At 69.2% G+C, this 25554-nt stretch carries 21 protein-coding genes and 1 pseudogene; 16 read left to right on the forward strand and 6 right to left on the reverse strand.

Features of this window, described 5'->3' with window-relative positions; all coding sequences use genetic code 11:
- Nucleotides 1-17: 17 nt before the first annotated feature.
- Together FCH28_RS08175 and FCH28_RS08180 are read right to left on the reverse strand one after the other, a co-directional pair.
- Complete coding sequence (locus tag FCH28_RS08175) at nucleotides 18-1229, reverse strand: MFS transporter (RefSeq protein WP_136739006.1); 1212 nt, start codon at nucleotides 1227-1229, stop codon at nucleotides 18-20.
- Nucleotides 1230-1342: 113 nt separating this feature from the next.
- Nucleotides 1343-2101 carry a DeoR/GlpR family DNA-binding transcription regulator gene (locus FCH28_RS08180; protein WP_136739007.1) on the reverse strand — a complete coding sequence of 253 codons (759 nt, stop codon included), beginning with the start codon at nucleotides 2099-2101 and terminating at the stop codon, nucleotides 1343-1345.
- Between the two features lie 237 nt (nucleotides 2102-2338).
- On the opposite strand from FCH28_RS08180, the gene FCH28_RS08185 reads away from it, so the two are divergent.
- From FCH28_RS08185 to FCH28_RS08215, 7 genes are all read left to right on the forward strand, one after another.
- A complete protein-coding gene (locus FCH28_RS08185) occupies nucleotides 2339-3577 on the forward strand; it encodes an MFS transporter (protein ID WP_187363780.1) in 1239 nt (412 codons plus the stop codon).
- Nucleotides 3574-4191, forward strand: a complete 618-nt coding sequence (locus FCH28_RS08190) for an HAD family hydrolase (protein WP_136739008.1) — start codon at nucleotides 3574-3576, stop codon at nucleotides 4189-4191. The genes FCH28_RS08185 and FCH28_RS08190 overlap by 4 nt, the downstream gene beginning before the upstream one ends.
- A gap of 3 nt (nucleotides 4192-4194) precedes the next feature.
- Complete coding sequence (gene lanKC / locus FCH28_RS08195; protein WP_136739009.1) at nucleotides 4195-6876, forward strand: class III lanthionine synthetase LanKC; 2682 nt, start codon at nucleotides 4195-4197, stop codon at nucleotides 6874-6876.
- A gap of 871 nt (nucleotides 6877-7747) precedes the next feature.
- Nucleotides 7748-9016 (forward strand): aspartate aminotransferase family protein, encoded by a 1269-nt coding sequence (locus FCH28_RS08200; protein WP_136739010.1) that lies wholly within the window; start codon nucleotides 7748-7750, stop codon nucleotides 9014-9016.
- Nucleotides 9013-9966 (forward strand): inositol monophosphatase family protein, encoded by a 954-nt coding sequence (locus tag FCH28_RS08205; protein ID WP_136739011.1) that lies wholly within the window; start codon nucleotides 9013-9015, stop codon nucleotides 9964-9966. The genes FCH28_RS08200 and FCH28_RS08205 overlap by 4 nt, the downstream gene beginning before the upstream one ends.
- Complete coding sequence (locus FCH28_RS08210) at nucleotides 9963-10997, forward strand: zinc-dependent alcohol dehydrogenase (RefSeq protein WP_136739012.1); 1035 nt, start codon at nucleotides 9963-9965, stop codon at nucleotides 10995-10997. The genes FCH28_RS08205 and FCH28_RS08210 overlap by 4 nt, the downstream gene beginning before the upstream one ends.
- Entirely contained in the window at nucleotides 10994-12856 is a 1863-nt protein-coding gene (locus tag FCH28_RS08215; RefSeq protein ID WP_169314086.1) for a beta-galactosidase, read from the forward strand. Before FCH28_RS08210 ends, FCH28_RS08215 begins: the two co-directional genes overlap by 4 nt.
- Before the next feature lie 71 nt (nucleotides 12857-12927).
- Here FCH28_RS08215 and FCH28_RS08220 read toward each other — a convergent pair whose 3' ends face one another.
- Complete coding sequence (locus FCH28_RS08220) at nucleotides 12928-13341, reverse strand: hypothetical protein (RefSeq protein WP_136739014.1); 414 nt, start codon at nucleotides 13339-13341, stop codon at nucleotides 12928-12930.
- A gap of 289 nt (nucleotides 13342-13630) precedes the next feature.
- Between FCH28_RS08220 and FCH28_RS08225 the strand changes: the two genes are divergently transcribed.
- Nucleotides 13631-14233: a GNAT family N-acetyltransferase gene (locus FCH28_RS08225; protein ID WP_246102568.1), complete on the forward strand. Its 603-nt coding sequence runs from the start codon at nucleotides 13631-13633 to the stop codon at nucleotides 14231-14233.
- A 9-nt stretch (nucleotides 14234-14242) separates the two neighbouring features.
- On the opposite strand, the gene FCH28_RS08230 is transcribed toward FCH28_RS08225, so the two are convergent.
- On the reverse strand, nucleotides 14243-15226 hold the full coding sequence (locus FCH28_RS08230) for a trypsin-like serine peptidase (RefSeq protein ID WP_246102516.1): 984 nt from the start codon (nucleotides 15224-15226) through the stop codon (nucleotides 14243-14245).
- Between the two features lie 351 nt (nucleotides 15227-15577).
- On the opposite strand from FCH28_RS08230, the gene FCH28_RS08235 reads away from it, so the two are divergent.
- Nucleotides 15578-16327, forward strand: coding sequence for an ATP-grasp domain-containing protein (locus FCH28_RS08235; RefSeq protein WP_136739017.1), 750 nt, complete (start codon nucleotides 15578-15580; stop codon nucleotides 16325-16327).
- A gap of 266 nt (nucleotides 16328-16593) precedes the next feature.
- Nucleotides 16594-17588: pseudogene (locus tag FCH28_RS08240) on the forward strand (M20 metallopeptidase family protein).
- A gap of 76 nt (nucleotides 17589-17664) precedes the next feature.
- Here FCH28_RS08240 and FCH28_RS08245 read toward each other — a convergent pair.
- Nucleotides 17665-18360: a hypothetical protein gene (locus FCH28_RS08245; RefSeq protein WP_246102518.1), complete on the reverse strand. Its 696-nt coding sequence runs from the start codon at nucleotides 18358-18360 to the stop codon at nucleotides 17665-17667.
- A 226-nt stretch (nucleotides 18361-18586) separates the two neighbouring features.
- Nucleotides 18587-19327, reverse strand: coding sequence for a class I SAM-dependent methyltransferase (locus FCH28_RS08250; protein ID WP_136739018.1), 741 nt, complete (start codon nucleotides 19325-19327; stop codon nucleotides 18587-18589).
- Between the two features lie 514 nt (nucleotides 19328-19841).
- Between FCH28_RS08250 and rho the strand changes: the two genes are divergently transcribed.
- From rho to FCH28_RS37985, 6 genes are all read left to right on the forward strand, one after another.
- Nucleotides 19842-21014 (forward strand): transcription termination factor Rho, encoded by a 1173-nt coding sequence (gene rho / locus FCH28_RS08255; RefSeq protein ID WP_136739019.1) that lies wholly within the window; start codon nucleotides 19842-19844, stop codon nucleotides 21012-21014.
- A 70-nt stretch (nucleotides 21015-21084) separates the two neighbouring features.
- The gene (locus FCH28_RS08260) at nucleotides 21085-22455 is read left to right on the forward strand and encodes an acyclic terpene utilization AtuA family protein (protein WP_136739020.1); all 1371 of its coding nucleotides are present in this window, start codon (nucleotides 21085-21087) and stop codon (nucleotides 22453-22455) included.
- Complete coding sequence (locus FCH28_RS08265) at nucleotides 22452-22781, forward strand: DUF4387 domain-containing protein (protein ID WP_136739021.1); 330 nt, start codon at nucleotides 22452-22454, stop codon at nucleotides 22779-22781. The genes FCH28_RS08260 and FCH28_RS08265 overlap by 4 nt, the downstream gene beginning before the upstream one ends.
- A gap of 129 nt (nucleotides 22782-22910) precedes the next feature.
- Nucleotides 22911-24308, forward strand: coding sequence for a tetratricopeptide repeat protein (locus FCH28_RS08270; protein ID WP_136739022.1), 1398 nt, complete (start codon nucleotides 22911-22913; stop codon nucleotides 24306-24308).
- A gap of 23 nt (nucleotides 24309-24331) precedes the next feature.
- Nucleotides 24332-24763, forward strand: a complete 432-nt coding sequence (locus FCH28_RS08275; protein ID WP_136739023.1) for a protein-tyrosine phosphatase family protein — start codon at nucleotides 24332-24334, stop codon at nucleotides 24761-24763.
- A 535-nt stretch (nucleotides 24764-25298) separates the two neighbouring features.
- Nucleotides 25299-25460 (forward strand): hypothetical protein, encoded by a 162-nt coding sequence (locus FCH28_RS37985; protein ID WP_169314087.1) that lies wholly within the window; start codon nucleotides 25299-25301, stop codon nucleotides 25458-25460.
- Nucleotides 25461-25554 lie beyond the last annotated feature (94 nt).

The raw sequence follows: 25554 nt of genomic DNA on the forward strand, positions 1-25554 counted from the left end.
GCCTCGGTGGTGGCTGCTCACCGGCGGGGTGGGGTGGGCCGGAGAATTCCGGCCGAGCAGGCGGCCGCGACACAAAAGGCCACCGGGAGGAGGAACGTGAAATTGAGCGGAACGGCATGGGTGAGCGGCCCGATAACGGCCGGGCCCGCCAGCATTCCGACGTACCCCATGCCCGCCACCTTGGACACATTCGCCCCGGACGATGCCGGATCCACATTGCCCGCAGCGGTGAAGAACTGCGGAATGCACCCGGAAAGGCCGATGCCGAAGAGCGTCCAGCCCGCCAGGGCCAAGGGCACCCAGGAGGTCAGTGCGGCAAGTGCCAGCCCCGCCGCGGCGAGGCCGGCGCCGTAGCGGACCACGAACACCCGGCCGAACCGCGCCACGACCCGGTCGGTGGCGAACCGTCCGGCGGTCATCGCCGTCGCGAAACCACCGTAGGCCAGCGCGGCGGTCGCGGCGGGAGCGTCCAGCACATCCTGCAGGTGAAGAACGCTCCAGTCGTTGGCGACGCCTTCGCAGAGCATGAGCATCAGGGCGAGCGCACCCAGTGCCCAAATCCGCGAGGGTGTACGGCGCTTGGCGGCCGGCGCGTCCGCGGCCGGGGGAGTTCCGGTCGGCGGCGCGGACTCGGCACGCAGCAGGCCCGGCATCGCGATGAGGGTGACCACCACCCCGAAAAGGGCCACACATGACAGCGTGAGTCGGATATCCGCATCCCAGCTGATCGTCCGAGCCCCCACCAGCGCGGCGATCACGCCTCCAATGGAGAACACCGCATGGAACGCCGACATCACCGGCCTGCCATATCCGCGTTCGACCTGCACGGCCTGGGTGTTCATGCTGACGTCCAGACAGCCGTTGCCGAAACCCAGTGCCAGCAACGCCGCGGCCAGCGTCCAAGGAGCGTGGGCCAGGCCGGGGAGGATGACGGCGGTGCTGCACAGCACCCCGCCGACCAGCACGACGTTACGGCTGCCGAATCGGTCGGCGAGAGCACCGCACAGCTGCATCCCTGCGAATGCCCCGCCGCCCAGGAAGAACAGCAGCCATCCCAGTACCACGTGAGAGATGCCGACCTGGTGCTCGATCGCGGGGATGTGGACGATCCACATCCCCATGACAAAGCCGTTGAGCGCGAAGAACACGAAGGTGCAGATGCGCGCCGTACGGAGGCGTCGCGTCGGTGGTGCGGAGGTGGGGGGAGTCGATTCGATCGATTCAATCATCGGAGGTGATGGTATCTCACATCATTGATGTGCGCCCTTCACAGGTCGGGCGTCCGGCATGGATCCGGACAGACGGCCTCGGGCAGCTGAATCCAGCAGACGGTTCAAGACAGTCAGACATGGATGATGTCCACGCCCGCCGCGCGGAGTTCCTCGATCGCCGGAGCTCCTTGCGGCGCGTCCGTCACCACCAGGCTGATCTGTTCGACGGAACAGATCCGGCCGAGGGCCACCCGCCCCAGTTTCTCCGCGGTGGCCGCCACGATGGTCCGGCGCGCCGATCGCGCCGCCACCCGCTTCACATGGACGTCGTCGAGGCTGTAGGCCGTGGCTCCATTCGCCGCGTCGAGGCCGCAACACCCGAGGATGAAGGTGTCGTAGCGAAGGTCCTCGAAGGTACGCAACGCGGTTTCACCGTAGAACGCCAGCTCCCCGGGCCGGACCTGGCCACCGGGAAGGAGGAGCCGGATGCCTTCGTTCTCGGTCAGCGGGTAAGTGGCGTGCAGCGAAAGCGGGGTGACGGTCAGTCGGCGGCCCGCCATGGCCTGGGCGATCGCCACGGCGGTCGTCCCGGTGTCGAGCGCCACGGTCTCCCCGTCGTTGAGCAGCTCCACCACCACCTTGGCCAGCTTCGCCTTGCTCTCACCGCCGACCATGGCCCGCACGGCGTACGGCGGTTCCACTCCGCTGAGCAGTGCGCTGACCGCCCCACCGTGCACGCGCCGCAGCGCGCCCCGGGATTCCAGCACCTCCAGATCCCGTCGGATCGTCATCTCCGAAGCCTTGGCGGAACGGGCGAGTTCAGCCACTGAGGCCCGGTTGCGGTCTGTGAGCAAGGACAAGATGAATCGGTGACGCTCGGCAACATTCATGCCGTTGGCTTAGCACATCAACAGGCCGACTGCGAGTCTTGCACCCTTGGTTCGTTGGGATCGGCAGCCGAGTACGGTCCTCGTGGTTGACTAACTCTCATGTTGAGTGTGTACTCACACGCATTCGATGTGCTTTTTGCTTCGGAGAGGTCGTCGGCACCGCCGGCGCGCCCTCGCCGGCACACCGTTCAAGATTCCACCAAGCCCACCCACATTTCTCCTCGAAGGAGGACATCGATGGCCACGCCCGGCAAGGCTCTCCCCCCGAGAGGAAGCACGCCACCGCTGTTCACCCGTGCCGCCGTCGTTGCGTCCTGCGTCGGCTTCGTGGTGATCGGTGCCCTGCAGGCGCTGTACGGACCGGCGATCCCCGCGCTCCGCGAAAAGTTCGATCTCACACCGGCCGCAGCGGGACTGGGACTCAGCGCCCACTTCATCGGAGCGCTGCTGGGCGTCCTGGTCTTCCACCTGTTATGCGGGAAGACCGGGAACCGGCAGCTGCTCGGCGGCTCCTACCTCCTCATGGCGCTCGGCTCCCTGGGCTTCGCCCTGTCACCGGCCTGGCTCCCGGCGCTGGCCTCGGCGTTCGTCGCCGGCCTCGGGTTCGGCGGCATCGACTACGGACTCAACCAGCTCTTCTCCCTGGGCTTCGGCGATCGCAGCACGGCGATGCTGAACCTGCTCAACGCTCACTTCGGCATCGGAGCGGTGGCCGGACCCGCGCTGGTCGGCTGGCTCGGCGCCGAGAACTATCTCTGGATCTTCGGTGCCACGGCGGCCATCTCGGTCCTTCTCATGGCAACCCTGGGTGGCGTGGCGCAGAAGGAGCCGGTCAGCGAAAGCCAGACGCACCGACCCTCCGGGCAGTCCAGGATCCTGCCCATCGTCGCGGCGTTCATCGGCATCTACGTCTTCCATGTGGCGATCGAGACCGGCGTGGGCGGGTGGGAACCGACCCACCTGGAGACCTTCGGCTATGGAGCCGCGGCCGCCGCCACGGCGACCTCCGCCTACTGGCTGGCGATGACCGTGGGCCGGTTCCTCGCCGTACCGCTGACCCTGCGCTTCTCCGCTCCGGCGATCGTCATCACCTGTTGCCTGGGCATGGCCGCCTCCCTCCTGCTGGCCACCATCCCGGCAGCGGCCCCGTACGCGTACATCGGCGTCGGCCTCACCATCGCTCCGATCTTCCCCACCTGTCTTCCCTGGCTCAACCGCGCCGTCCCCACCGTCGCGGCGGCCGGCGCCTATGTCATCGCCGCTTCGATGATCGGCGGGGTCGCCTTCCCGCCCCTGCTGGGAACCGCCATCGAGAAATCCGGTGTCCGGTCGGTTCCCCTTCTGCTGTTCGCCCTGGCGGTGTTCTGCGTACTGCTGAGCCTGTGGCTCACCAGGAAGACCTCGGCGGCCAACGCCCCTGCACCCCGATCGCCGCTGGACGAAGCGGTGTCCCCCGACGCGGAGGTGACCACATGACCGCCGTCCTCTTCGACATGTTCGGTGTCATCGCCTGCCATCAGCCCGCCGACGCATGCGCTCGGCTGGAGGCCACGGCCCAGGTCCCCGGCAAGGATTTCTGGGACAGCTACTGGGGCCTGCGGCAGCCCTACGACCGAGGTGACCAGTCCGGCCCCGAGTACTGGCGGACGGTCGCCGATTCTCTCGGAGTGTCCTTCGACGAGCGGCGCACCGAAGCCCTCATCGCGGCCGACACAGCCAGTTGGAGCGAAGTCGATGCCGAGATGGTGCAGTTCATCGGCGAGCTGGCGGACGGCGGGACCAGGATCGGTCTGCTCTCCAACATTCCCGAGGAACTGGCCGCGCACTACGAAAAGCACCAGCCGTGGCTGCGGAACTTCGAATTCCTGGCCTTCTCCTGCCGGATCGGACACGCCAAGCCGGAGCCGGGCGCCTACACATGGTGCAGCGACGCATTCGGCCTGGCACCCGAGGACGTGCTGTTCGTCGACGACCGGCAGGACAACGTCCGAGCCGCCGAGGCCCTGGGGATGCGGGCCCACCTCTTCACGTCACTGGCCACGCTCAAGCCGGCACTGGCGGAATCGGCGCTCAGACCGGCAGGTGGCTGACGTATGAAGATGCGCCACCAGCAGTTCAGTCTGATCGACCCGGTCTTCTACGAGACCCCCTACGGCGTACGCCCCGGGGACACCTCCTTCGCGGTCGGCACACTCACACCGCCCGACGGATGGCAGCGCCACGAGGGCGAGGCATGGCTCCATCTCGCCCCCAAGGACCGGCAGTTACCCGATCAGGGCTGGAAGATCCATGTATCGGCCCGCCCCGAAAACGCCGAACGCGTCCTGCGGAAGGTCTGGCAGCACTGCACCCGCCACCGCCTGGCATTCAAATTCCTGCGGACGCCCCGCCTGCATCTGCTGCAGAACTCCAAGTACGCCGACCGGAGCTCCAGTGGAAAGCTGGCCACCCTCTACCCCTGTGACGAGCAGGAGCTCGAGGCCACGCTGAACGGCCTGGCGGCCGAACTGGGCGAAGAGCCCGGCCCGTACATCCTCAGCGATCTGCGCTGGGGCGCGGGGCCCCTCCATGTGCGCTACGGCGGATTCGCCGAGCGCTACTGCACGGACCTGCACGGTGAACCCGTGTTGGCGATCGAACGGCCCGACGGACAGCTGGTTCCCGACGAACGAAGACCCGCATTCCACCTGCCGTCCTGGGTCCCTCTGCCCGACTTCCTCACACCGCACCGGGACGCCCGTAACGACAAGGCGGGCGCAGAGCAGTTCCCGTACGACATAGACGGCGTACTGCATTTCTCCAACGGCGGCGGAGTCTATTCGGCACGCGCGAAATCCGACGGGACGCGAGTGGTGCTCAAAGAGGCCCGACCGCACATCGGGTCCGACAGCCGGCAGCGCGACGCCCAGGACCGGCTGCACCACGAGGCACGCATGCTGCGACGCCTCGACGGGCTGCCCGGCGTGCCGGCGTTCCACCGGCACTTCACCGAGTGGGAACACCACTTCCTCGCCATGGAACACGTCGAGGGCACCCCCTTGACCCAATGGGTCGTCCTCCACCATCCGCTGACCAGGGCATGTCCCGACCCCCAGGAGATCCGCCGGTACGCCGATCAGGTGCGCGCCATCATCGAGCGGACGCGGGTCATCACCGACTCCTTGCTGGAGCGCGGAACCGCGCACGGTGACCTGCACCCCGGCAACCTCATCGTGGCCGACGACGGGTCGGTCCATCTGGTGGACTTCGAATTCGCCAGGGACCGGGGAGAGGACCCCGAGCCGGGGCTCGGCGCGCCGGGTTTCGTGCCACCACCGGGGCTCACCGACGAACAAGCCCACCGGTTCGCGACAGCGGCGATCTGGCTCCACTGCATGCTGCCCCTGAGCCCGCTGCTCGAACTCGCCCCGGAGAAGACCGAACGCCAGGTGCGGGAGGTGCAGCAGCTCTTCGAGCTGCCGCACGACATCTGCGAAGCGTTTCTCGACGACCTCCGCCCCACGCCGAAGGACGCCGCCCCGCCCCGCCGTGAGGTCGGCGACTCACCCCTCCGCTTCGGCCCGCAGGCACCGCCGTGGTCCGAGATCCGCGCCTCCGCCGCCCGCGCCCTCACACTCAGCGCCACCCCACACCGTCAGGACCGGCTCTTTCCCGGTGACGTCAAGCAGTTCCCGCACGGCGGTTCCGGATTCGCCTACGGCGCCGCCGGTGTGCTGCACGCCCTGGCGACCGCCGGGCGGCGAAGAGATCCACGTCTGGAGGAATGGCTGCTGGAGTCCGTCACCCGGCGCACCCCGCTGCTGCCGGGGTTCTACGACGGCGCCCTCGGCATCTCCTATGCGCTCGACGGGCTCGGCTACCGGGACGCGGCCGACCGGCTGGTGGCCCAGGCGCTCGGCAGGCTCCCCGAAGTCACCGGCGCCAATCTCTTCGACGGCCTGGCCGGAACGGGGCTGCAGCTGCTGCGCCGGACCCGTTCGGGCCAGGAGGACCACCGGGCGGTGATCGGCGAGATCGCCAACCGGCTGGCCGGCTCCGTCGAGAGCGGCGTACTGCGCGGCTCGCCCGGAGGGGCCGGCGGACAGCGGCAGGACCCGGGCACCCGGCGTATGACCTACGAAGCCGGGCTGCTGTACGGCTGGTCCGGCGTGGCGCTCTTCTTCCTGCACCTGCAGGAACTCACCAAGGACGAGGCGTGCCTGGACCTCGCCCGGCGCGCACTGCACCGTGACCTCGACTCCTGTGTGGAGCTCGCGGACGGCTCGGTGCAGATCCGGGACGATGCCAACCGCGCCCTGCCCTATCTCGCCAACGGCGGCGCGGGCATCGCGCTCATCGCCGATCTGCTGCTCGCCGTCCGCCATGACGACCGATCGGCCGAGGCCCTCCCCGGGCTGCTGCTGGCCTGCACCCCCGAACTGGTGCTGGGCAGCGGTCTCTTCCACGGGCGCGCCGGCCTGCTGGCGGTCCTCAGCCGTCTCACCGCGCGCCGTCCCGAACTGGGGCACGGCACATCGAGCCACCGGCTGCTCGGCACGCTCGACCGCCATGCCCTCTCATACCGGGGGCACCTCGCCTTCCCCGGTGACCACAACCTGCGGCTTTCCATGGACGTGGCCACCGGGACCGCGGGAGTGCTCCTCGCACTCAAGACCGCCTACGGAAAGGAGGACACCGAGTTCCTGCCTTTCATCAGCCTTCCGGGAGACACCCCCGGCCCTGACACCGAGGGCTCTCCCCGTTCCGACAGTGCAACTGAATTCACAGAGAGGTGATCACCATGGGTTTCATTCTGGACCTTCAGGAGATGGAGTTCCCGCAGGAGTCCTCCCAGCTCGTCTTCAGCACGCAGAGCGTGTGGTGTTCGGTCTTCGGCTACTGCAAGTAGGAGCCTGACCGACCCTCAGACCGGCGCTGGGGCGGGGGACCTGACCCCCCTGCCCCAGCGCCTTGCTGTGTTCGCGCGCGGCCGGGCCGGAGCCCCTGGCACCTCACTCGGCCAAGAAGTGAACATCATTGACGCAAAAAGAAGCACGCATAATGTTTGAAATGATCACGCTCCATGCTCAGAAGGCGCTTTCCTGGTGGCGATGACGCCCCTTTTGGGGCGTCAGAAACCCCGTCGGATCGTCATTTACGCAGGTCAACCCGGCGTCTCCAGGCGCTTACCGGTGAAACCACGGGCATGTCGGACGAACTCCCGCAGATGATCTAGGCAATCGAACATTGAACCTGTTAGAGTTCTGGCGTCGGGAGCTGAAAGGCCCACAGAGCTGGACACATCTCCCGGGCGTATTCCCAGATGCCGCGCAGACCAGCGCATCGTTACACGGGGGAATCATGAGCAGCAAGATCTACTTCATGCGGGATGGCGTGACCCGATCGGCCATCGCTGTGCGACATCACACCCAACCTGCATTCCTGTCACTCACACAGCCCTGAGCGATGCTTGGCCGGCCCGGGTGCCGGCTTAGCAGGTGGCACCACCGGACAACGCAACAGAGTTTTTGTCGCATCCGGTCAACACCCATGTTCAGGCGGCGAGTTCGTCCGTCCCGCATCGAGACCCGCTGACGGGCGTCGGTGGCTGCGCAGAAACGTTCCGGCCAGCCGATGCCAAGAGCGGCTTCCCCTCAAGGAGCACTCATGGACGTCAAAGACGTACGCGACTTCATCTACTACCCCGTCAGCGCCCAGAAGATGGTGCGCGGCGAAGGGATCTACCTCTACGACGAGGACGGCAACGAGTACCTCGACTGTGCGTCGGCCACCTTCAACCTCAGCCTCGGGTACTCCCACCCGGCGGTCATAGCGGCGATGAAGGAGCAGTTAGACCTCTTCACGCACCTGACCTCGTCCATGCAGAGCGACCCCATCAACGGGCTGGTCAAGAGACTGGTGGAGGTCTCCCCGGACAATCTCACCAAGGTCCACCCGAAGGTCTCCGGCGGCTCCACCGCCAACGAGGGCGCCATCAAGATGGCGCAGCACGCCACCGGCCGCTCCGAGGTCATCTCCCTGTTCCGCAGCCACCTCGGACAGACCATGATGATGACCTCGATGTCCGGCAACGCCTTCCGCAAGGAGCCGTTCCCCTCCCTCTTCCCGCGCACCCTGCAGGTGCCGGACCCGTACTGCTTCCGGTGCTTCTACGGCCAGAAGGAAGGCAGCTGCGGGATGATGTGCGTCGACCGCATCGAGGACTTCCTGGAGTACGCCAGCACCGGTCAGGTCGCCGCCATCGTCGTCGAGCCGATCTCCGGCAACGGCGGCAACATCGTCCCGCCGGACGGCTACTTCCAGAAACTGCGGGCCTTCTGCGACGAGCACGACATCGTGCTCATCTTCGACGAGATCCAGACCGGGATCGGCCGCACCGGGGAGATGTTCGCGGCCCAGCACTTCGGGGTCGAGCCCGACGCCATCACCACCGCCAAGGGGCTCGGCGGTTCCGGCGCCCAGGTCGCCGCGATCCTCACCAACGAGCGGCTGGGCGGCCTGCCGGCCAACCACCACTCCTTCACCTACGGCGCCAACCTGCTGGCGGCCGCGGCGGCCAACGTCACCCTCGACATCATCCGGCAGCCGGAGTTCCTCGCCAACGTGCGCGCCACCGGCAACTACATCCTCGGCCGCCTCGCGGACATGAAGACCCGCTACCCGGCCATCGTCGACGTACGCGGCGTCGGCCTCATGATCGGCTTCGAGATGGCGGAGCCCGACGGCAAGCCCGCCGTCAAGCTCACCAACCACCTGGCCGGCGCGGCCGGGCAGCACGGACTGATCCTGCGGACCTCCCGCTACGGCTACGGCAATGTGCTCAAGATCCGCCCGCCGCTGATCCTCACCCTCGACCAGGCCGAGTTGCTGTGCGACCGGCTGGAGAACCTCTTCCTCGCGGAGCTTTCCTCATGAAGAACCTTCTGACCGGCCTCGGACAGCATGTGCGGTCCGAGCTGATGGCCTACGCGGACCGGGGACTGGCCCGGCAGGTGCACGGCGACTCCCCGGGCGGCGACGCCCAGTTCGACGTGGACGAGGTCGCCGAGCGCGCCGTGGTGGAATATCTGCGCGCCCATGCCGAGATCCCGCTGGCGGTCTACACCGAGGACGGCTCGCTTCTGGAGCTGGCGCCCGACCCGCAGTATGTACTGGTCGTGGACCCCATCGACGGGACCCGGCCCACCTCGGCCGGCCTGGAGATGGGCATGGTGTCGATCGCGGCCGCACCGCTGGAGAAGGACTCGCCGACCCTGGCCGATGTCACCGCCGCGTATCTCCTGGAAATCAAGTCCGGCGCCTGGATCTACGGGGACGACGACGAGGGGCTGTCCAGCGGCGGTTACGCCCATCCGCTGCCGCGGCTCAGCCGGACCACGGACCCCGCGAAGATGTTCTGGTCGATCGAGTTCAACGGCCACCCCATGCACCTGATGAACGCGGCCTACGCACATCTGGTGGACCGGTCCGCCAACACCGGTGGCGTCTTCGTGTTCAACAGCGCCTCCTTCTCCATCTCCCGCGTCATCACCGGCCAACTCGACTCCTACGTCGACATCGGCAACCGCATCCTGCGCGACCACCCGCACACCGAAGCGGAGTTCCTCAAGGCCGGGCGGGGTTCGATCCTGCACCTCTTCCCGTACGACATCGCCGCCGCGGTCTATCTCGCCAAGCTCAGCGGGGTCACGATCACCGACGCCTACGGCGAGGACCTGGGGACCACCGAACTGCTCGACCTGGACCCCATGAACCAGAAGTCGTGCATCGCGGCGGCCACCCCCCAGCTCCACAAGGAACTGCTCGGCGCCATCCGCTGGGACATCCCGGGCGCCACCCCCACGACGGCAGGAGACGCGGCATGAAGGCACTGATCCTCAACCAGCAGCGGACCATCTCGCTGGTCGACCATCCCAAGCCCGAGGCCGACGCTCCCACCGACATCGTCGTCCGGGTCGTACAGACCGGCATCTGCGGCACCGACCGCAGCGTCTTAGTGGGCAAGTTCCCCGCCGAACCCGGCGTCGTGATGGGCCATGAGGCGGTCGGCTTCGTCGACTCGGTCGGCTCCGCCGTCACCGGGCACCAGCCGGGCGACCGGGTCATCATCAACCCCACGCTCTACTGCGGCGGTTGCCCGTCCTGCCTCAAGGGCCACTGGGACTTCTGCGTCAACAAGGCCGGTACGGAGGTCGGCCTCGACCTCGACGGCGCGTTCGCCGAGTACATCCGGCTCCCCGAACGATTCATCCACGCCATGCCGGAGGGTATGGACTTCGACCGCGCGGTGGTCGTCGAGCCCCTGGCCTGCGCCCTCAACAACATCGAGGCGGGCGACCTGCGGGCCGGCGAGACCGCGGTCATCGTCGGCGGCGGCCCGGTGGGCGTGGTGTGCGCGATGGCGGCCCAGCACTACGGCGCCCGGGTGCTGCTGATCGAGCCGGACCCCTACCGCCAGGAACTGTGCCGCAAGGTCTTCGCACAGTCCGACGACGGGCGGGTCAGCGTGCACGCCCCGGACGAGGCCGAGCTGGCCGAACGCGGCGATGTCGTCATCGACACCGTCGGAAGCCTGCTGGAACAGAGCCTGGGGTACGCGGCCACCCGCGGCCGGGTCGTCATCATGGGATACAACAGCAATGCCGCGGCGACCGTACGGCCGCTGGAGCTCCTCCAGCGCGGCCTGCGGATCATCGGCGCCGGCGACTACAACAGCCAGCTGTTCCCCAAGGCGATCGAGCTGGCCCAGTGGCTGCCGCTGGAGAAGCTGGTCACCCACCGCTTCCCGCTGGAGGAGCACGAAGCGGCCTTCGCCGCCCTCGCCGCCGCCCCCGGCACCCCGTACTCCGCGCTGAAGGTCGTACTCGTACCCGACTCGTCCGGAGACCCCGCGTGAACTCTCCCCGTCTTTCGCTCCTGCCCGGACTCAACCGCCCGGTCGTCATAGGCGAATACCCCTACTACCGTGCGCAGCCCGAGCGGTGGGCACCCAATCTGCGGGAACTGCGGCGCCTCGGTGTCGACGTGGTCTCGTGCTATCTGCCCTGGCGCTTCCACGAGACCGATGGCGAGCGGCCCTTCGACTTCACCGGGGCCACCGACCCGCAGCGCAATGTGATCGGCCTGCTGGACGCGGCCGCCGAGGCCGGGCTGGGCGTCCTGCTCAAGCCGGGACCGTTCATCCACGCCGAGGTGCAGCTCGGCGGCCTGCCGGACCGGCTCTGCACGCCGGAGCGGACGCCCTACACCGGGCTCCACGGCTGGGCCCTGACCTCGCAGGGCCGGCCGCTGCCCAGCCTGTTCGACCCGGCCGTCCGGGAGGAGACCGCGGGGTGGCTGCGGGCCGTCGCCGACGAGGTGATCGCCCCACGGCTCTCTCCCCACGGGCCTGTTGTCGCCGTCCAGCTGGGCAACGAGGGCATCTGCGGAGACGCCCACCTGCCGATCACCAGCCAGGACGGCGGCCCGCACGCCCGCGCCGCGTTCGCCACCTGGCTGGCCGGACGGGGCCTCGCCGACGCCTCGCAGCAGACCGCGCGCGACGTCGAACAGTGGTCGCCCGAGCTGCGCGCGCTGTGGTCGAGGTGGTCAGGACGGGCCATCGCCGACGTATGGGACTGGTTCAGCGCCCTGCTGCCGGAGGGCGTGGCCAAGGTCGTCAATGTGCCGCTCGCGCCGGTCGCGGGGCCCGAACCCACCATCGACGCCTGGGCGGCGCGCACCAGGGGCATCGCCGGCGCCGGGTACCACGTGGGGCACACCGAGTGGGTGGGCAATCCGAGTACGGACCCGGACGCCTTCCGGGCCCATCTGCTCGGCATCCGGCTCAGCCGCTCCGACGTCCTGGAGGCCAACTGGGGCTTCACCTGGACGGACAGCGGCTTCGCCGAGGCCCGTACCCCGGTCTTCAACTCGCTGCTCGCCCTGATGCTCGGGTCGGGAACGGTGAGTGTGTACACGGCCGTGGCGACCGGATCGTGGGGCGCCCACATAGAGATGGACGCACAGGGACTGCTGGCCGAGGGGGTGGATCCCGCGCTGCACGCTCCGCCGTACTGCCCGGGGGCGCCCACCACCGAGAGCGGCGAACCCGGCGCCACCGGCCGGGGGCTGCGACTGCTCGCCGCGTTCCTGGACCGCTTCGGAGACCGGCTGCTGGCGAGCGAGCTGGTACGGGACGCGGTGCTGGCCATCGACCGCGCCCTGCCCGAGGCGGAAACGTGGGCGCCGGAGGCCGACACCGCACTGCGACAGTCCGCGACAGCACTGCACGATGTGCTGCTGCGGCGGTCCCTCCTGGTGGATCCGCAGTGGCTCGACGAGGACGGCACCACGCCCGTAACACCTCCGGAGCTCCCCGTGGCCGTACTCCGCTCGACGCCGAACGCCGCCGGGACGGACGCGCCCTCCCATGAGGTCGCCGAGCAGCTCGACAAGCTGCTGTCGGCCGTCGGACGCCCGGTGTGGACGAACGAGGAGGGCAGGGCGGCCGTCCTGCGCCGAGTGGACCGGCATCGCCACGTCGAGTTCATCGCGGTCTTCAACTCCACGGACGTCGCCGACCGGGTGACCGGTCGGGCGGGGGAGGAGCGCTACGAGATCACCGTTCCTCCCGGTGGCGCGGTGGTGGCCGTGATATCCGGCGGCGTCCTCGAAAGCTGGCTGGCCACCCCGGCGGAACCGGACGGCCCCGCAGCCGCCCTGTCCGTCGACGGCCGGCCGAGGGACGACCTCAGCCTCCTCGTCACGACCTGAGCGGAGCCCGGTTGCCGGTCGCATGTGGTCGGCAACCGGGCCCGCACACCGATCCACCGGAACAGGTCGCCTCAGGCCCGGTACAGCGCCTCTTCGAGGCGTGCCTTCACGACCTCCTCGTACTCACGGCCCTGGCGCCTGTCCTTGCGCCGGTTGGCGTCCAGGGCTCGTTCGGCATAGTCCTCGGACTTCTTCAGGAGGTCCCTGACCCGTTCCCGGTGGTGTGCGTTCCGGCAGGCGGGCAAGGCGTGGCCGATCTCCTTGACGGTGGCGTCGTTGTACCTGGCGGCCTCTCTCGTGTCCCCGTCGTCGCTGGACATGATGGCGTAGTAGTTGCGTGACTTGGCGAAGTCGATCCTGCCCTTGCACTCCGAAGCGGCAGCGGCCGGCTGGGCCGCGGCAAGGGGAATGACGAAAGTGGCGGCGGCCAGCGCAAGCGCCGTGGCCGCCCCGGCCGTCCTGGAGTTCCCCGCTATCCCACGCACTGTGACTCTCCCTGGATTCCGGGACCCCTGCCGGGCCCCGTGACTGTCGGCCGGCGGTCATCCGGCCGCCACCCATCATGCCGATCCTGGAGAAGCGCTCACCTCCTCTTCAGGTCGGAGTTCCCTCCGCCGCACGGCGGAGGCAACTCCGGGGCCGACGCGCGGCGGGACGCCGCCTCGTCGGGGTGTCTCCTGCACGCGATGCTCCGCCGCGCACCGCTCGCACCGAACCGGAGACCACCTGAGCCGGAGCGAGTCCGCCATCGGCCACAATCGGCGTGTGCAGATCATGTCCTTCCCCGAAGCCGCCACCCCGCCCCAGCTGCGCGCTCAGGTCCTCGACCTGCAGCGGGAAGCCTGGCCCCCGGCGGAGCCCGTCGACCCAGCGGCCGCAGCATCCGGTGACGCCGCAGGACCTGCGCCCGACCACGTCCACGATCCCGCGCTGGAACCCCTGTCGATGCTGCTCGTCGCCGACGGCACGGTGCTGGCAGCGCTCGACGTCCTGGCCAAGCCGATCGTGCACGCCGGCCGGCGCTACCGGGTAGGCGGGCTGAGCACCGTGGTGACCCGGCAGGCGGTACGAGGCCAGGGCCACGGCCGGCGCCTGGTGGCCGCCGCCCACGAGGCGATGCGGGCCTCGGATCTGGACCTGGGAGTCTTCACCTGCGATCGCCCCCTCCAGGCCTTCTACGAGAGCGCGGGATGGCAGCACCTTCCCGGCACGGTGCTCATCGGAGGTACGCCGCAACGCCCCTTCCCCAGCGACCGACCCGGCTTCGACAAGGTCACCATGGCCGACTTCTTCACCGACCGGGCCCGACACGACCGCCCCGCCTTCCGGCACGCCCGCATCGAGCTGTATCCCGGCGACATCGACAAACTCTGGTGACGGAGACGGCTATTGGCGCGGCGCCGCCGGTGCTTCGTCGCGCAAGGGGCGCGGCTCCGCCGGAGTGTCGCCGCGCACGGCGTGCCGATAGAGCCGCAGCGTGTCGAGTGTGAGGTACGAGCTGTAGGAGAGGTCCGGGAAATCGCCGCCCGTGTGGTAGCCGCCGATGACGCCGATCAGGGCGAAACCGCCGAGACGCGGTACCAGGAAGGGCCCGCCGGAGGTGCCACCGATATAGCCCGCACAGGCGATCTCCAGAAAGTCACCGGGCACGGCCGGTTCGGTACTGGTGTACCGGTGCGTGGAGGAGGTGCAGTCCAGTGGTTTGGGGTGGGTGGCGTCGTCGTTGCCCGGGTAGCCGATGAGCCGCACCCGGCGGTGGTCGTACCCCGAGTTGACGAGGAGGTCGTAGCCGCCGGTCACGTCCTCCACCTCGGTCCCGTCCTCGCGCACACTCAGCCGTACGACCGCGTAGTCCCAGCGTGCGCCCGCGTTCGTCCCCAGGTCGTAGTACCGCTGGTCGATGTAGACACGGTCGATGGGGAAGACCCCGTGCGGCTTGAGGCCGTCGTGATACTGGGGCACGAAGGACAGATGGCGCTTGGGGTCGGCGCCGCGCAGGCAGTGCGCGGCGGTGATGACGAGGTCGTGGTGCGGGCTGCGGACGACCGTTCCGCTGCAGAACCGGCCGGTGTTGTTCTCGTCCGTCCAGAAAAATGTGCCCACCTGGGGGACACCGTCGAACGGGTGGCTCGGCGGAACCGGCTCCGCCGCGGCTCGGCGGGGTGCCGGCGAACGACCCGCGGCGGCGGCCGGTTCGGCGGCCCGCATCCGCTGCGGGGTCCAGTACGCCCGGTCCGGAGCTGACGAGGCGTCCGTGGCGCCGGCGGCGTGTGCGAACGGTCCGGGCAGGGTGCCGGCGAGCGGCAGCGCGAGAAGCGAGGTGGCGAGCAGCGTCGGGACGAGGCCGCGTACGGCGAGCGGTCTGCGCACGGTGGGGATCCTTTCGCGAGGACGGCGTACGGGGGACGGGGAGCGGGAGGACCGGCGAGAGGAACGTAGCGAAACTCCGCGTGAGTCGTATGGGTTGATGCCCGGGTTTGTTCGCCGCATGTCGCGGGGCAGTCATCCTCTCCGATGACCGTTCCCGACGTGGCCGTCCCCGCCGGAGGAGTACCCCGTGCGTGTGTGCCTGCCGCAGCTGGCTCGCGGCCGCCGAGTCCCCGAGCCGCGCCACTGCACGGACATGGACGTCGTGTGGGTGCTCAACTACCCGCAGCCCACGGGACGACCGGGCCGTTCGAGACCTAGGCCTGGCAGCTCCTGTGGCGGCTCAACCAGCGGGTGCCCTTCGTCAACGACGTCACCGGCATTCTGATGCTGGGCAACAAGACGAACCTGGACACCGTCGTCCCGCCGGGGCATCTGCCGCGCACCCTGATCTCGCACTCCTTCGACCAGCTGTGGGCCCACTACCAGCGGGAACCCGGCGCCACCTGGCTGGTCAAACCGACCGACGCGGACGCCGGCGCCGATGTGTACCTGCTCCGGCCGGGATCGTCCAACAACCGTGTGCTGCTCCAGTCCATGACCGGGAACACCGGGGTCACCGAACTGCTCACCAAAGGCGGCCTGAGGGGCTTCGGCAACCGGTACTGCGCGCTCCAGGAATACCACCCGCACACCGACGAGAAGCGCGTCATCCTGGCCGCCGGGCGGCCCGTGGCCCAGCAGCTCCACCGGCTCGCCCCCGACGAACATCGCGGCAACACCGCCCATCGTGTCCACTGCGCCGAAACCGCCCTGACCGCCGATGAACAGCAGCTGTGTGAGCGGATCGGCCGGCGGCTGGCCCGGCACGGCATCCGCTTCGCCGGCATCGACCTCGCCCACCCCTACGTCTTCGAGGTCAACCTGGTCAATCCCGGTGGTCTCGACGAACGCGTCGCCCTGGGCCTGCCCGACCGCAGCCCGGACATCCTCCAGGCGCTGCTCGACCAGGCCCGGCGTGACTTCTCCCGTGACGCTCCTGGTGACTTCCCCGACGAGGTTCCCAGCGACCATCCCGGTGACGACCCCGGAGGACTCCAGTGACCGGATCCCACACGGCCGCCGACGCACCCGACCCCCTCACCGGGCTGCTCGCGGAGGCACGCCGGCTGCTGCCCGGCATCATCGCCGTCCGCCGGACCATCCACCGCGCACCGGAGCTGGGCCGGCACCTGCCGCGCACCCAGCAGACCGTGCTGCGCGCGCTCGACGGGCTGGGCCTGACGGTGCGTACCGGAGAACGCCTCAGCTCGGTCGTCGCCATCCTGGAGGGCGCACGGCCCGGCCGTACGGTCCTGCTGCGCGCCGACATGGACGCCCTGCCCCAACACGAGGAGACCGGTCTGGCCTTCGCCTCCGAGACACCGGGGGCCATGCACGCCTGCGGCCACGACACCCACACCGCCATGCTCATCGGCGCCGCCCGGCTGCTGGCCGCCCGCCGTGCGCGGCTGGCGGGCCGGGTGGTGTTCATGTTCAGCCCGCCGAGGAGTCCGGCGGCGGAGCCGAGCACATGATCGACGAAGGCGTCCTCGACCCCCCACCCGCTTCGGACAACCCCGATGCCCCTGACGGTCACGGCGTGGACGCGGCCTTCGCCCTGCACATCACCACCCGCTTCGAGACCGGAACGGTGCATCTGCGGCCCGGCCCGATGTTCGCCGCCTCCGACCTGATGCACCTGACCGTACGCGGCCGCAGCGGCCACGCCTCCGCCCCGCAACTGGCCCTCGACCCCGTCCCCGTGGCCTGCGAGATCGTCCAGGCCCTGCAGACGATGGTCACCCGCACCGTCAGCGTCTTCGACCCCGCCGTGGTCACCGTGGCCGCCATCCGGGCCGGCACCACCACCAACATCATTCCCGACACGGCCGAGATCCACGGCACCGTCCGCACCCTGTCCCCGGCGACCCGCCAGACGGTGCGCGACGGCATCGCCCGCGTCGCCCACCATGTCGCCGCCGCCCACGGCGCGTCCGTCGAGGTCGACCTGCCCGAGAGCTACCCCCCGGTCGTCAACGACTCCGCCTTCGCCGCTTTCGTCCATGACACCGCGGGCGCCCTGCTCGGCCAGGACCGGGTGCGGAGGCTGCCCGAACCGTCCATGGGCGCCGAGGACTTTGCGTATGTGCTGCGCAGAGTGCCCGGCGCGATGGCCTTCCTCGGGGCGCGTCCCGGCGGCGCGCCGCACGGCGGCGTCCCGGACTGCCACTCCAGCCATGTCGTCTTCGACGAGGAGGCGCTGGCCGTCGGTGCCGCGCTGCATACGGCAGTGGCCATGTGCCATCTGACGCACCGTCCGTAGGGCGAGGCACAAGTGTGCCTCCCGCCCCGGGGGGACGGGAGGCACTACGGCCGGCGGCCGCCTTGACGACGCTTCGTCAGCGCTTGACGACGAACGCCTGGCCCTGCTTGGCATCCGCCGAGCAGGACTTCTGCTCCGCATCCGTCATCTTGCGCGTCTTGACGATCACCGCATTGCTCTGCCCGTCCGTGCCGTTGGGCGCGGGACCGGTGACCGTGTCCGGCACGTACCAGTAGTAGTGACCCCACTTGGGGCTGTCGTAGTGGGTCTGCCAGGTGCCCGAGACGGTCTGCATCACCTGCGCACGGGAGATCCAGCCCACCTCGCCGGGCTTCACCGTCATGTTCATGGAGCTGTTCTCGGTGTGTGAGCTCGACCAGGTGTGGCTGTAGGTCGCGGTGACACTCAGGTCGATGAGACCGGCGATCTTTCCGCCGGCGGTGACGGAGACGCCCGCGGAGTCAGTGGAACCCACCGTGTCCGCCCAGCCCATCGACTGCGTGGCATCCGAAGTGCTGCAGTTGAAGAGCGAGTTGGAGACCTGGTGGAAGTCGCCGAGGTACGCCGTACCGAGCTTCGGCTCGTTGAAGCTGCACTTGCCCTCGCCGGAAGCACAGTCGGCTATCAGCTGCTCCCGGGTGGGCTGGTCATCCGCGGCGGCCGGCGCCGCCATCGCCGCGACCAGACCGAGTGCCGCGGTGGACAGCGCCATCAGCCGGCTACCGCCGCGGATGGCCCTGCTCGCCCTGCTGGTTGCGCCAGTTCCGCTCATCGAGCTTGTCTTGAACTTTTTGGTCATCTTGCTTGTTGCCTCTCGCCCAGCTTCGTGGAAGCGACGAGTCCGGTGGGGGGTGGTCGTCGCTGTTCCGTTTGAGACTGGAGTGAAATTTGATTCAACTACACCAAGAATCAGTAAAGTTGTAGTTGATGGTGAAACAGGTACTTTGCGGTAATAAGAAACGGAGGCAGCGTCAGGTCGGTCGAGGGCTGAGGCGGCGTCAGATCGGCTGGCGATCCCGGGTGGCGACCACCAACCGGCACCGCGGGCTGCCGTCGGGGCGTCGGCCGAGTTCCGGGAGCGCGTGCAGCCGTACGTCGAAGCCGGCCCCGGCCAACTCCGCCCGCACATCCGCGAGACGGAACGTCCTGTAGTACATGACGAAGTGCGGGCGCCACAGCGCGTTGCGGATCCGCATCGCCGCGTCGAAGGCCAGCATCATCCAGTAGCCGGGCGACCCCGGACGGGCCGGTGCGACGACGGGGAACACGAAACGGCCGCCGGGGCGCAGCACGGAGTGAACCTGCGCGAACAGTCCAGGACGCTCGCGAGGCAGGAAATGCCCGAACGCGCCGAAGCTCACCACGAGATCGAAGGCAGGCCCGAACGGCAGGGCCCGCGCATCCGCGCGCACCCACTCCATGCGCGGCGCCGCGGCGGCCACCGGCTCACGGGAACGGCCCACCGCGAGCATCCCCGCGCTGATGTCGACCCCGGTGACCCGCTCCCGGCACACCTGGCGCAGGACGTCCATACCGGCGCCGGTGCCGCAGCAGAGGTCGAGGCCGCTGTCGAACGGGCCGAGGGTGCGCAGTACACGGGAGACGGGAGCCAGCACCGAGGCCGGGGTCCGGAACGGCGTATGGTCGAATTTGGGCGCGAGCAGGTCATAACCGCGCTCGACGGAGGACAGCGCCTGGACGGCGAGTTCACGGAACGTGGGGCCCTGGGGTGCGAACATCGCACTCAGCATAGGCCCGGTCGGATCCCTACTTGTCCGTACCTCGGCAACACACCGCGACGCGACGACATCCCGGCGCCCGCCCCCTCGACACCGGTCCGATCCGTAATCCGCTGGACCGACCACGCCGGGCGGGTGGTACTCTCCGAGAGGGACGCACTCATGCTCGCCGAAATTCCGGCGCGGGTGCCACTTTCCCCTTCATATGGCTGTCGAGCAGCCACCTTGAACAGTCACTGTGAACCGCCGGCTTGAACGGCTCTCCCTGTGCAGCCGTGCCTCTGGGCCAGCAATGCAGCACCGGCTGACCGGCTGTTTCCCTCTTTTCCGGCCGCGGGCCATCTGACCGCCCGCCCGGCGCCGAGCGCGATCTCGTCGCGCCGCCTCCCGCCTTCCCAGGCCGGCCTCCCACCCACTTCAACCCATCCTCACCGCCCTTTCCCACCTCCCTTTCCCACCTCCCTTTCCGAACATCCACGTTTCTGCGAACGTCCCGAGAGGACAGCCCACACCCATGACCATGACGCCAATCCACCACACCATCAGCACCGACCGTCCTGTTGAGCCGACTGAGGCGCAGCCCTCCGTGTCGGCGGCCGGAATCCTGGATATCGCCGACGAAAGGCAGGGATCCGGATTCCTTCGCGCCGAGGGGCTCCTCGCCTCGTCCGAGGACGTCCGAGTGTCCCTCGCCCTGATCCGCAAATTCGGCCTGCGCAAGGGCGATTTCATCGTAGGGAAGCGCACCCGCCAGCGCTCGCTCGTCCAGGTCGAGTCGGTCGACGGCCGCCCGCCGGAGGCATTGCGCGGCCGGCCGCATTTCCGTGACCTCACACCGCTGCATCCGCGAGAGCGTATGCGTCTCGAAAACCCGGCAGGCGGGCTGACGCCACGCATCATCGACCTGGTCACGCCGGTCGGCAAGGGCCAGCGCGGGCTGATCGTCGCGCCACCCAAGACGGGGAAGACGGTCCTGCTGCAACACATCGCCGCCGCCATCGCCGACAATCACCCCGAATGCCGGCTGATGGTGGTCCTGGTCGACGAACGGCCGGAGGAAGTCACCGAGATGCGCCGATCCGTACGCGGAGACGTGTTCGCCTCGACCTTCGACCGGCCGGCGAAAGAACACATCGCACTCGCCGAAATGGCAGTGGAACGCGCCAAACGACTCGTCGAGGACGGGCAGGACGTTGTGGTCCTCCTCGATTCCCTCACCCGGCTGTGCCGTGCGCACAACAATGCCGCGGCGTCCGGCGGACGGACGCTGAGCGGAGGTGTCGACGCCGCGGCCCTGTACGGACCCAAGCGGCTTTTCGGAGCAGCGCGTCTCGCGGAGGAGGGTGGTTCGCTGACCATTCTCGCCACTGCGCTGGTGGAGACCGGTTCCCGGGCCGACGATTACTTCTTCGAGGAACTGAAGAGCACCGGAAACATGGAACTCCGCCTCGACCGGACGCTCGCGCAGAAGCGCCACTACCCGGCCGTCGATATCACCGGATCCGGCACCCGCCGCGAGGAACTGATGCTCTCGATGCCGGAATTGACCGCCACCCGCCTACTGCGACGTGCCCTCCGGACCGGTGACGTATCGCAGAACACGGAGGCGTTGCTCGACAAGGTCCGGAGTGCCCCCGACAATGCGACATTCCTGCGGCAGGTGCGGCACACTGCGCCGGGTGAATGATCCAGCAGTACCCACAGAGCCGCGGTCCCCGGGCCCCGCGGCCGCCGACCACCTTCCGGAGGGCCGAACGATGGACGAGATGCGCGTACTGGCCCCCACGGCGATCCTCGGCTACGGATTCCCCGAGGCGTCGTTCGCCGCCGGCCTGGCCCGCCGACCGCATGTCATCGCCGCCGACGCAGGGTCCAGCGACCCCGGCCCGTACTACCTGGGTGCGGGCACCTCGTTCACCGACCGTACGGCGGTCAGGCGCGACCTGGAGCGGATGATCACCGCCGGGCAGGAGCTGGGGATCCCCGTGGTCATCGGTTCCGCGGGCGGTGCCGGGGCCGCACCGCACCTGGACTGGCTCCGCGGCATCGTCGACGACATCGCCGCCGAGCAGGGGCTCCGGCTGCGCGCGGCCGTCATCCCCGCCGACATCGACCGGGACACCGTCCTTGAGGCCCTGCGGGACGGCCGGATCAGCGCGGTTCCGCACGGCCCGCAGCTCACCGCCGACGACGTTCAGGCGAGCACCCACCTGGTGGCGCAGATGGGCACGGAACCGCTGGTGGCGGCGCTGCGCGCCGGCGCCGACGTGGTTCTCGCCGGGCGCGCCTACGACCCCGCGGTCTTCGCCGCGATGCCGCTGCTGCACGGCTTCGACGAGGGACTGGCCCTGCATATGAGCAAGATCCTGGAGTGCGCCGCGATCGCCGCCGTACCCGGCAGCGGAAGCGACTGCATGCTCGGCACCCTGCGCCGAGACCACTTCGTCCTCGAACCGCTCAATCCCGACCGCCGCTGCACCCCCACCTCCGTATCCGCGCACACGCTCTACGAGAAGAGCGACCCCTACCGCCTGCCCGGCCCCGGCGGCTACCTGGATCTCAGCGACTGCGTCTTCACCCCGGAGGACGACCGCAGCGTTCGGGTCACCGGCTCCCGCCACCTCGCCCAGCCCTTCGCGGTCAAGCTCGAAGGCGCCCGGCTGCGCGGCTATCGCACCGTTTCGGTGGCCGGCGCCCGGGACCCGTTCTTCATCCGCGAGATCGACACGATCGTCCAGGGCGTACGGGACCGCGTGGCGGACAACTTCCCCGACATCCCGGCGGACAGCTACCACCTGCTCGTCCGGGTCTACGGGGCCGACGGCTGCATGGGCACGCTCGAACCGTCCCCCCGGCCGACCGGTCACGAGGTCGGCATCGTCATCGAGGCCGTCGCCGACACCCAGGACCTCGCCGACACACTCTGCGGCTTCGCCCGCTCCACGATGCTGCACTTCGGCTACCCGGGCCGCATCTCCACGGCCGGCAACCTCGCCTTCCCCTATTCCCCGTCCGACTTCCACGCCGGCGAGGTCTACGAGTGGAGCGTCTACCACCTGATGGCAACCGACGATCCGCTCGCACCCTTCCCGATCAGCTACATCGACTACCCCGGAGACCCGTCGTGACCGCAGACACCGCTCCGCTGACCGAACTCGCCGACGTCATCCGCAGCAAGAACTGCGGACCGTACGAACTCACCATCGACATCATCTTCACCGGCCAGGACCAGTACGACCTGGTCAAACGGCAGCGGGCCATCAACCGGGACCTGGTGGCGGAGCTCTACCGGATGCCCGTCGACGACGTCAGCGAGCCGATCTTCTACGATCCGGCGAAGGCCGTGAAGATCAACCTGCGCCGCCCCCTCGTCTCCGGGAACGTCGGCGAACGCGACGTCTACGGAGCGCAGCAGCACGGCCCCTTGCTGGCGATGCGTCTGCCGACTCCCTGAGCTCCCGTTCCGCGGCCGCGCACCCGGGTAAGGGATATATCCGGCTGAGCCGGCAGCTGCCGCCGACCCGGCCTGCGCGCCACCCCACCCGCACCCGCCACGGCACCACCCGCACTCCGAGGAGCCCCCATGACATCGGACCGGCACGGGCACGTGATGAGCGCCACCGGCGCCGAAGCCCTCCCGCACTACGAACAGGCCCTGGACGACCTGCTGTTCTTCCGCCCCCAGGTCCTCGACACAGCGCAGTCGGTCCTCGCCGCCGCGCCGCACTCGGTCATGGGGCAGGCGCTGGTCGCGTATCTGGGCGTCCTGGGAACCGAGGAGAAGGACGCCGCCGCGGCGCGGGAGAACTTCGGCCGCTTCCGCTGCGGTCTCGACACACAGCGGCTGACGCCCCGGGAGCGGATGCATGTCGCCGCCGCGACGGCATGGCTGGACGGTGATCTGCACCGCGCCGGCGATGCACTGGGCGACCTCACCGTCGACTTCCCACGCGATGCGCTCGCCCTCTTCGCAGGCCACCAGCACGACTTCCTCACCGGGAACGCCCAGCGCCTGCGCGACCGCGTCGGCGGCGCCCTGGACGCCTGGGACGAGGACGACCCCCACCATGGGCCGCTGCTGGGCATGTACGCGTTCGGCCTGGAGGAATCGGGTCACTACGAACACGCCGAGGAGACCGGCCTCGCCGCCCTCGCGCAACACCCCGACGACGTGTGGGGGATCCACGGCGTGGTGCACACCTACGAGATGCGGGGACGTTTCACGGACGGCATCCGCTTCCTCGACGCCCGCACCGACCACTGGGCGAGCGGCAGCCTGCTCACCGTCCACAACTGGTGGCACTACGCCCTCTACACGCTGGAGACCGGCGACACCGCACGTGTGCTGGAGATCTACGACTCCGCCCTCCACCACGAACGTTCGGCGGACGTGGCGATGGAACTGCTGGACGCCGCGGCCCTCTTGTGGCGGCTGTACCTCGCCGAGCACCAGCACGGCGCACGGTGGGGCCGGCTCGCGGACGCCTGGGAGCGCCGCCACGACGGACCCCACTACGCCTTCAACGACGTGCACGCGGTCATGGCGTACGTCGGCGCGGACCGTGTCGCCCAGGCGCAGCGCCTCGTCGAGGACCGCGAACGCTGGGTGGCGGCGCGGCCGTCCGGCTCCAACCACGCCATGACCGCCGAGATCGGCGTCCCGGTCTGCCGCGCGCTGATCGCCTACGGGCAGCGCGACTACGGCCTCGCGGCCGACCTGCTGCTCCCCGTCCGCCATCGCCTCCACACCTTCGGCGGCAGCCACGCCCAACGGGACGCCATCCAGCGCACCCTCGTCGAAGCATCCCTGCGCGCGGGCCGCACCGACCTGGCGCGGACCCTGCTCAGCGAACGCATCCAGCTGCGGCCCGTCTGCCCGTACAACTGGACGGCCAAGGCCAGGCTGGAGGACATGCTGGGCGATCCGGTACGGGCTGAGGCCGCCCGCGAACGCGCCGCCGCTCAGGCGGCTCTGTCGTGAACCACGGCAACTAAAGTGATCGGATGACCGACATCTGGAAGGCGACCGACACCGGCGTCCTGCGGCTTCCCTCCGGACGCCTCATCCGGGGCCGCGGGCTTCGTCACCCGCTGCCGGACGGCCCGACCCCGACATACGGCGTCTACCTGCTCGGCAAGCAGCCTCCCGAGTTCCCCTGGGAGGTGGAATGGCTGCGCTGGCCGGACTTCCGGCTGCCCAGCGACCGCACCCGGGCCCGAGCCCTCCTCGGCGACGTGTTGGCCCGCGCCGGCACCGAACGCGTCGAGATCGCCTGCGGCGGCGGCCGTGGCCGCACCGGCACCGCCCTGGCCTGCCTCGCCGTCCTGGACGGCGTACCGGCCGACCGGGCAGTGGACTTCGTACGCGAGCACTACGATCCCCGCGCGGTGGAAACCCCCTGGCAGAAGCGCTACGTTCGCCGTTTTACCGAGTGACCGCTCTCCACGACCACGTCGCCGCCTGCCCCGTTTCGCCGGAGCTTGCCGCGCACATCGTGTGTCTGGCCCGTTTCGTCACCGGGGCCGGTTCTGACATGCCCGGCACTCCGGTCGAATGCCGCGCCCTCGCCCGGCAGTGTGCAACCGGCATGTGCCGACGGCACGAAATTTGCTGACGCATATCGCAAAGTTGCTCGACGAGTGTGCTGGTACGCGAGATGATGCGGTCGTCGCCGATACCGCGACGCGGTGCCGTTGTTGCTTTCGTGCACCCGATGAACGGCCTTTCCGCTTTCGTGACGGATCCGTCGCTCTCCGTGTAAGCGAGGGGTTAGGGTCGGCATGCGAAAGGGCCCCGAGGTGGCGTCCAACCTTCCCGCAGGGCCCTTCCGTTCATCTGTGACAACGAAGCAAGGAGAACTGGATGCCCCATCGTCCGCGTCCTGCCGGTCCGGCGCTCGCAGCGCTGACCAGCGGGTTCGAAGCTAGCATGCACCGCCTTTACCGATGGCAAACATCAGGCGTAGTCGACATGACTGTCAGCCTCGGCGCCGGCGTCTTCATCGCCGTGGCTTCGCTGGGCATCGTGCTGATCTACGGCCCGGCTGCCGCGCCCGCCGTGGCGCTGGCGGTACCGCTCGCTCTCGCGGCCAACCGCTCTCACCTCAGCTATCGCGCGGTGCGCTGGCGGTAGTCGATGCCGGGGGCCGGCCGCCACGGCCGCGCAGCGCGCCGCACGGACCGGCCCCCGGCACCCTCCCGCCGCACCCCAGCCGGCGAGGGCCCCG

Source organism: Streptomyces piniterrae (genome assembly GCF_005048155.1).
In the GTDB taxonomy this organism is placed as follows: domain Bacteria; phylum Actinomycetota; class Actinomycetes; order Streptomycetales; family Streptomycetaceae; genus Streptomyces; species Streptomyces piniterrae.

Coding starts and splice junctions, on each gene's coding strand:
- FCH28_RS08210 (WP_136739012.1), top strand. CDS start 9,963: ATGAAGGCACTGATCCTCAACCAGCAGCGGACCATCTCGCTGGTCGAC.
- FCH28_RS08185 (WP_187363780.1), top strand. CDS start 2,339: ATGGCCACGCCCGGCAAGGCTCTCCCCCCGAGAGGAAGCACGCCACCG.
- FCH28_RS08270 (WP_136739022.1), top strand. CDS start 22,911: ATGACATCGGACCGGCACGGGCACGTGATGAGCGCCACCGGCGCCGAA.
- FCH28_RS08275 (WP_136739023.1), top strand. CDS start 24,332: ATGACCGACATCTGGAAGGCGACCGACACCGGCGTCCTGCGGCTTCCC.
- lanKC (WP_136739009.1), top strand. CDS start 4,195: ATGAAGATGCGCCACCAGCAGTTCAGTCTGATCGACCCGGTCTTCTAC.
- rho (WP_136739019.1), top strand. CDS start 19,842: ATGACCATGACGCCAATCCACCACACCATCAGCACCGACCGTCCTGTT.
- FCH28_RS37985 (WP_169314087.1), top strand. CDS start 25,299: ATGACTGTCAGCCTCGGCGCCGGCGTCTTCATCGCCGTGGCTTCGCTG.
- FCH28_RS08225 (WP_246102568.1), top strand. CDS start 13,631: ATGTCCTTCCCCGAAGCCGCCACCCCGCCCCAGCTGCGCGCTCAGGTC.
- FCH28_RS08180 (WP_136739007.1), bottom strand. CDS start 2,101: ATGAATGTTGCCGAGCGTCACCGATTCATCTTGTCCTTGCTCACAGAC.
- FCH28_RS08200 (WP_136739010.1), top strand. CDS start 7,748: ATGGACGTCAAAGACGTACGCGACTTCATCTACTACCCCGTCAGCGCC.
- FCH28_RS08245 (WP_246102518.1), bottom strand. CDS start 18,360: ATGAGCGGAACTGGCGCAACCAGCAGGGCGAGCAGGGCCATCCGCGGC.
- FCH28_RS08190 (WP_136739008.1), top strand. CDS start 3,574: ATGACCGCCGTCCTCTTCGACATGTTCGGTGTCATCGCCTGCCATCAG.
- FCH28_RS08260 (WP_136739020.1), top strand. CDS start 21,085: ATGGACGAGATGCGCGTACTGGCCCCCACGGCGATCCTCGGCTACGGA.
- FCH28_RS08205 (WP_136739011.1), top strand. CDS start 9,013: ATGAAGAACCTTCTGACCGGCCTCGGACAGCATGTGCGGTCCGAGCTG.
- FCH28_RS08250 (WP_136739018.1), bottom strand. CDS start 19,327: ATGTTCGCACCCCAGGGCCCCACGTTCCGTGAACTCGCCGTCCAGGCG.
- FCH28_RS08175 (WP_136739006.1), bottom strand. CDS start 1,229: ATGATTGAATCGATCGAATCGACTCCCCCCACCTCCGCACCACCGACG.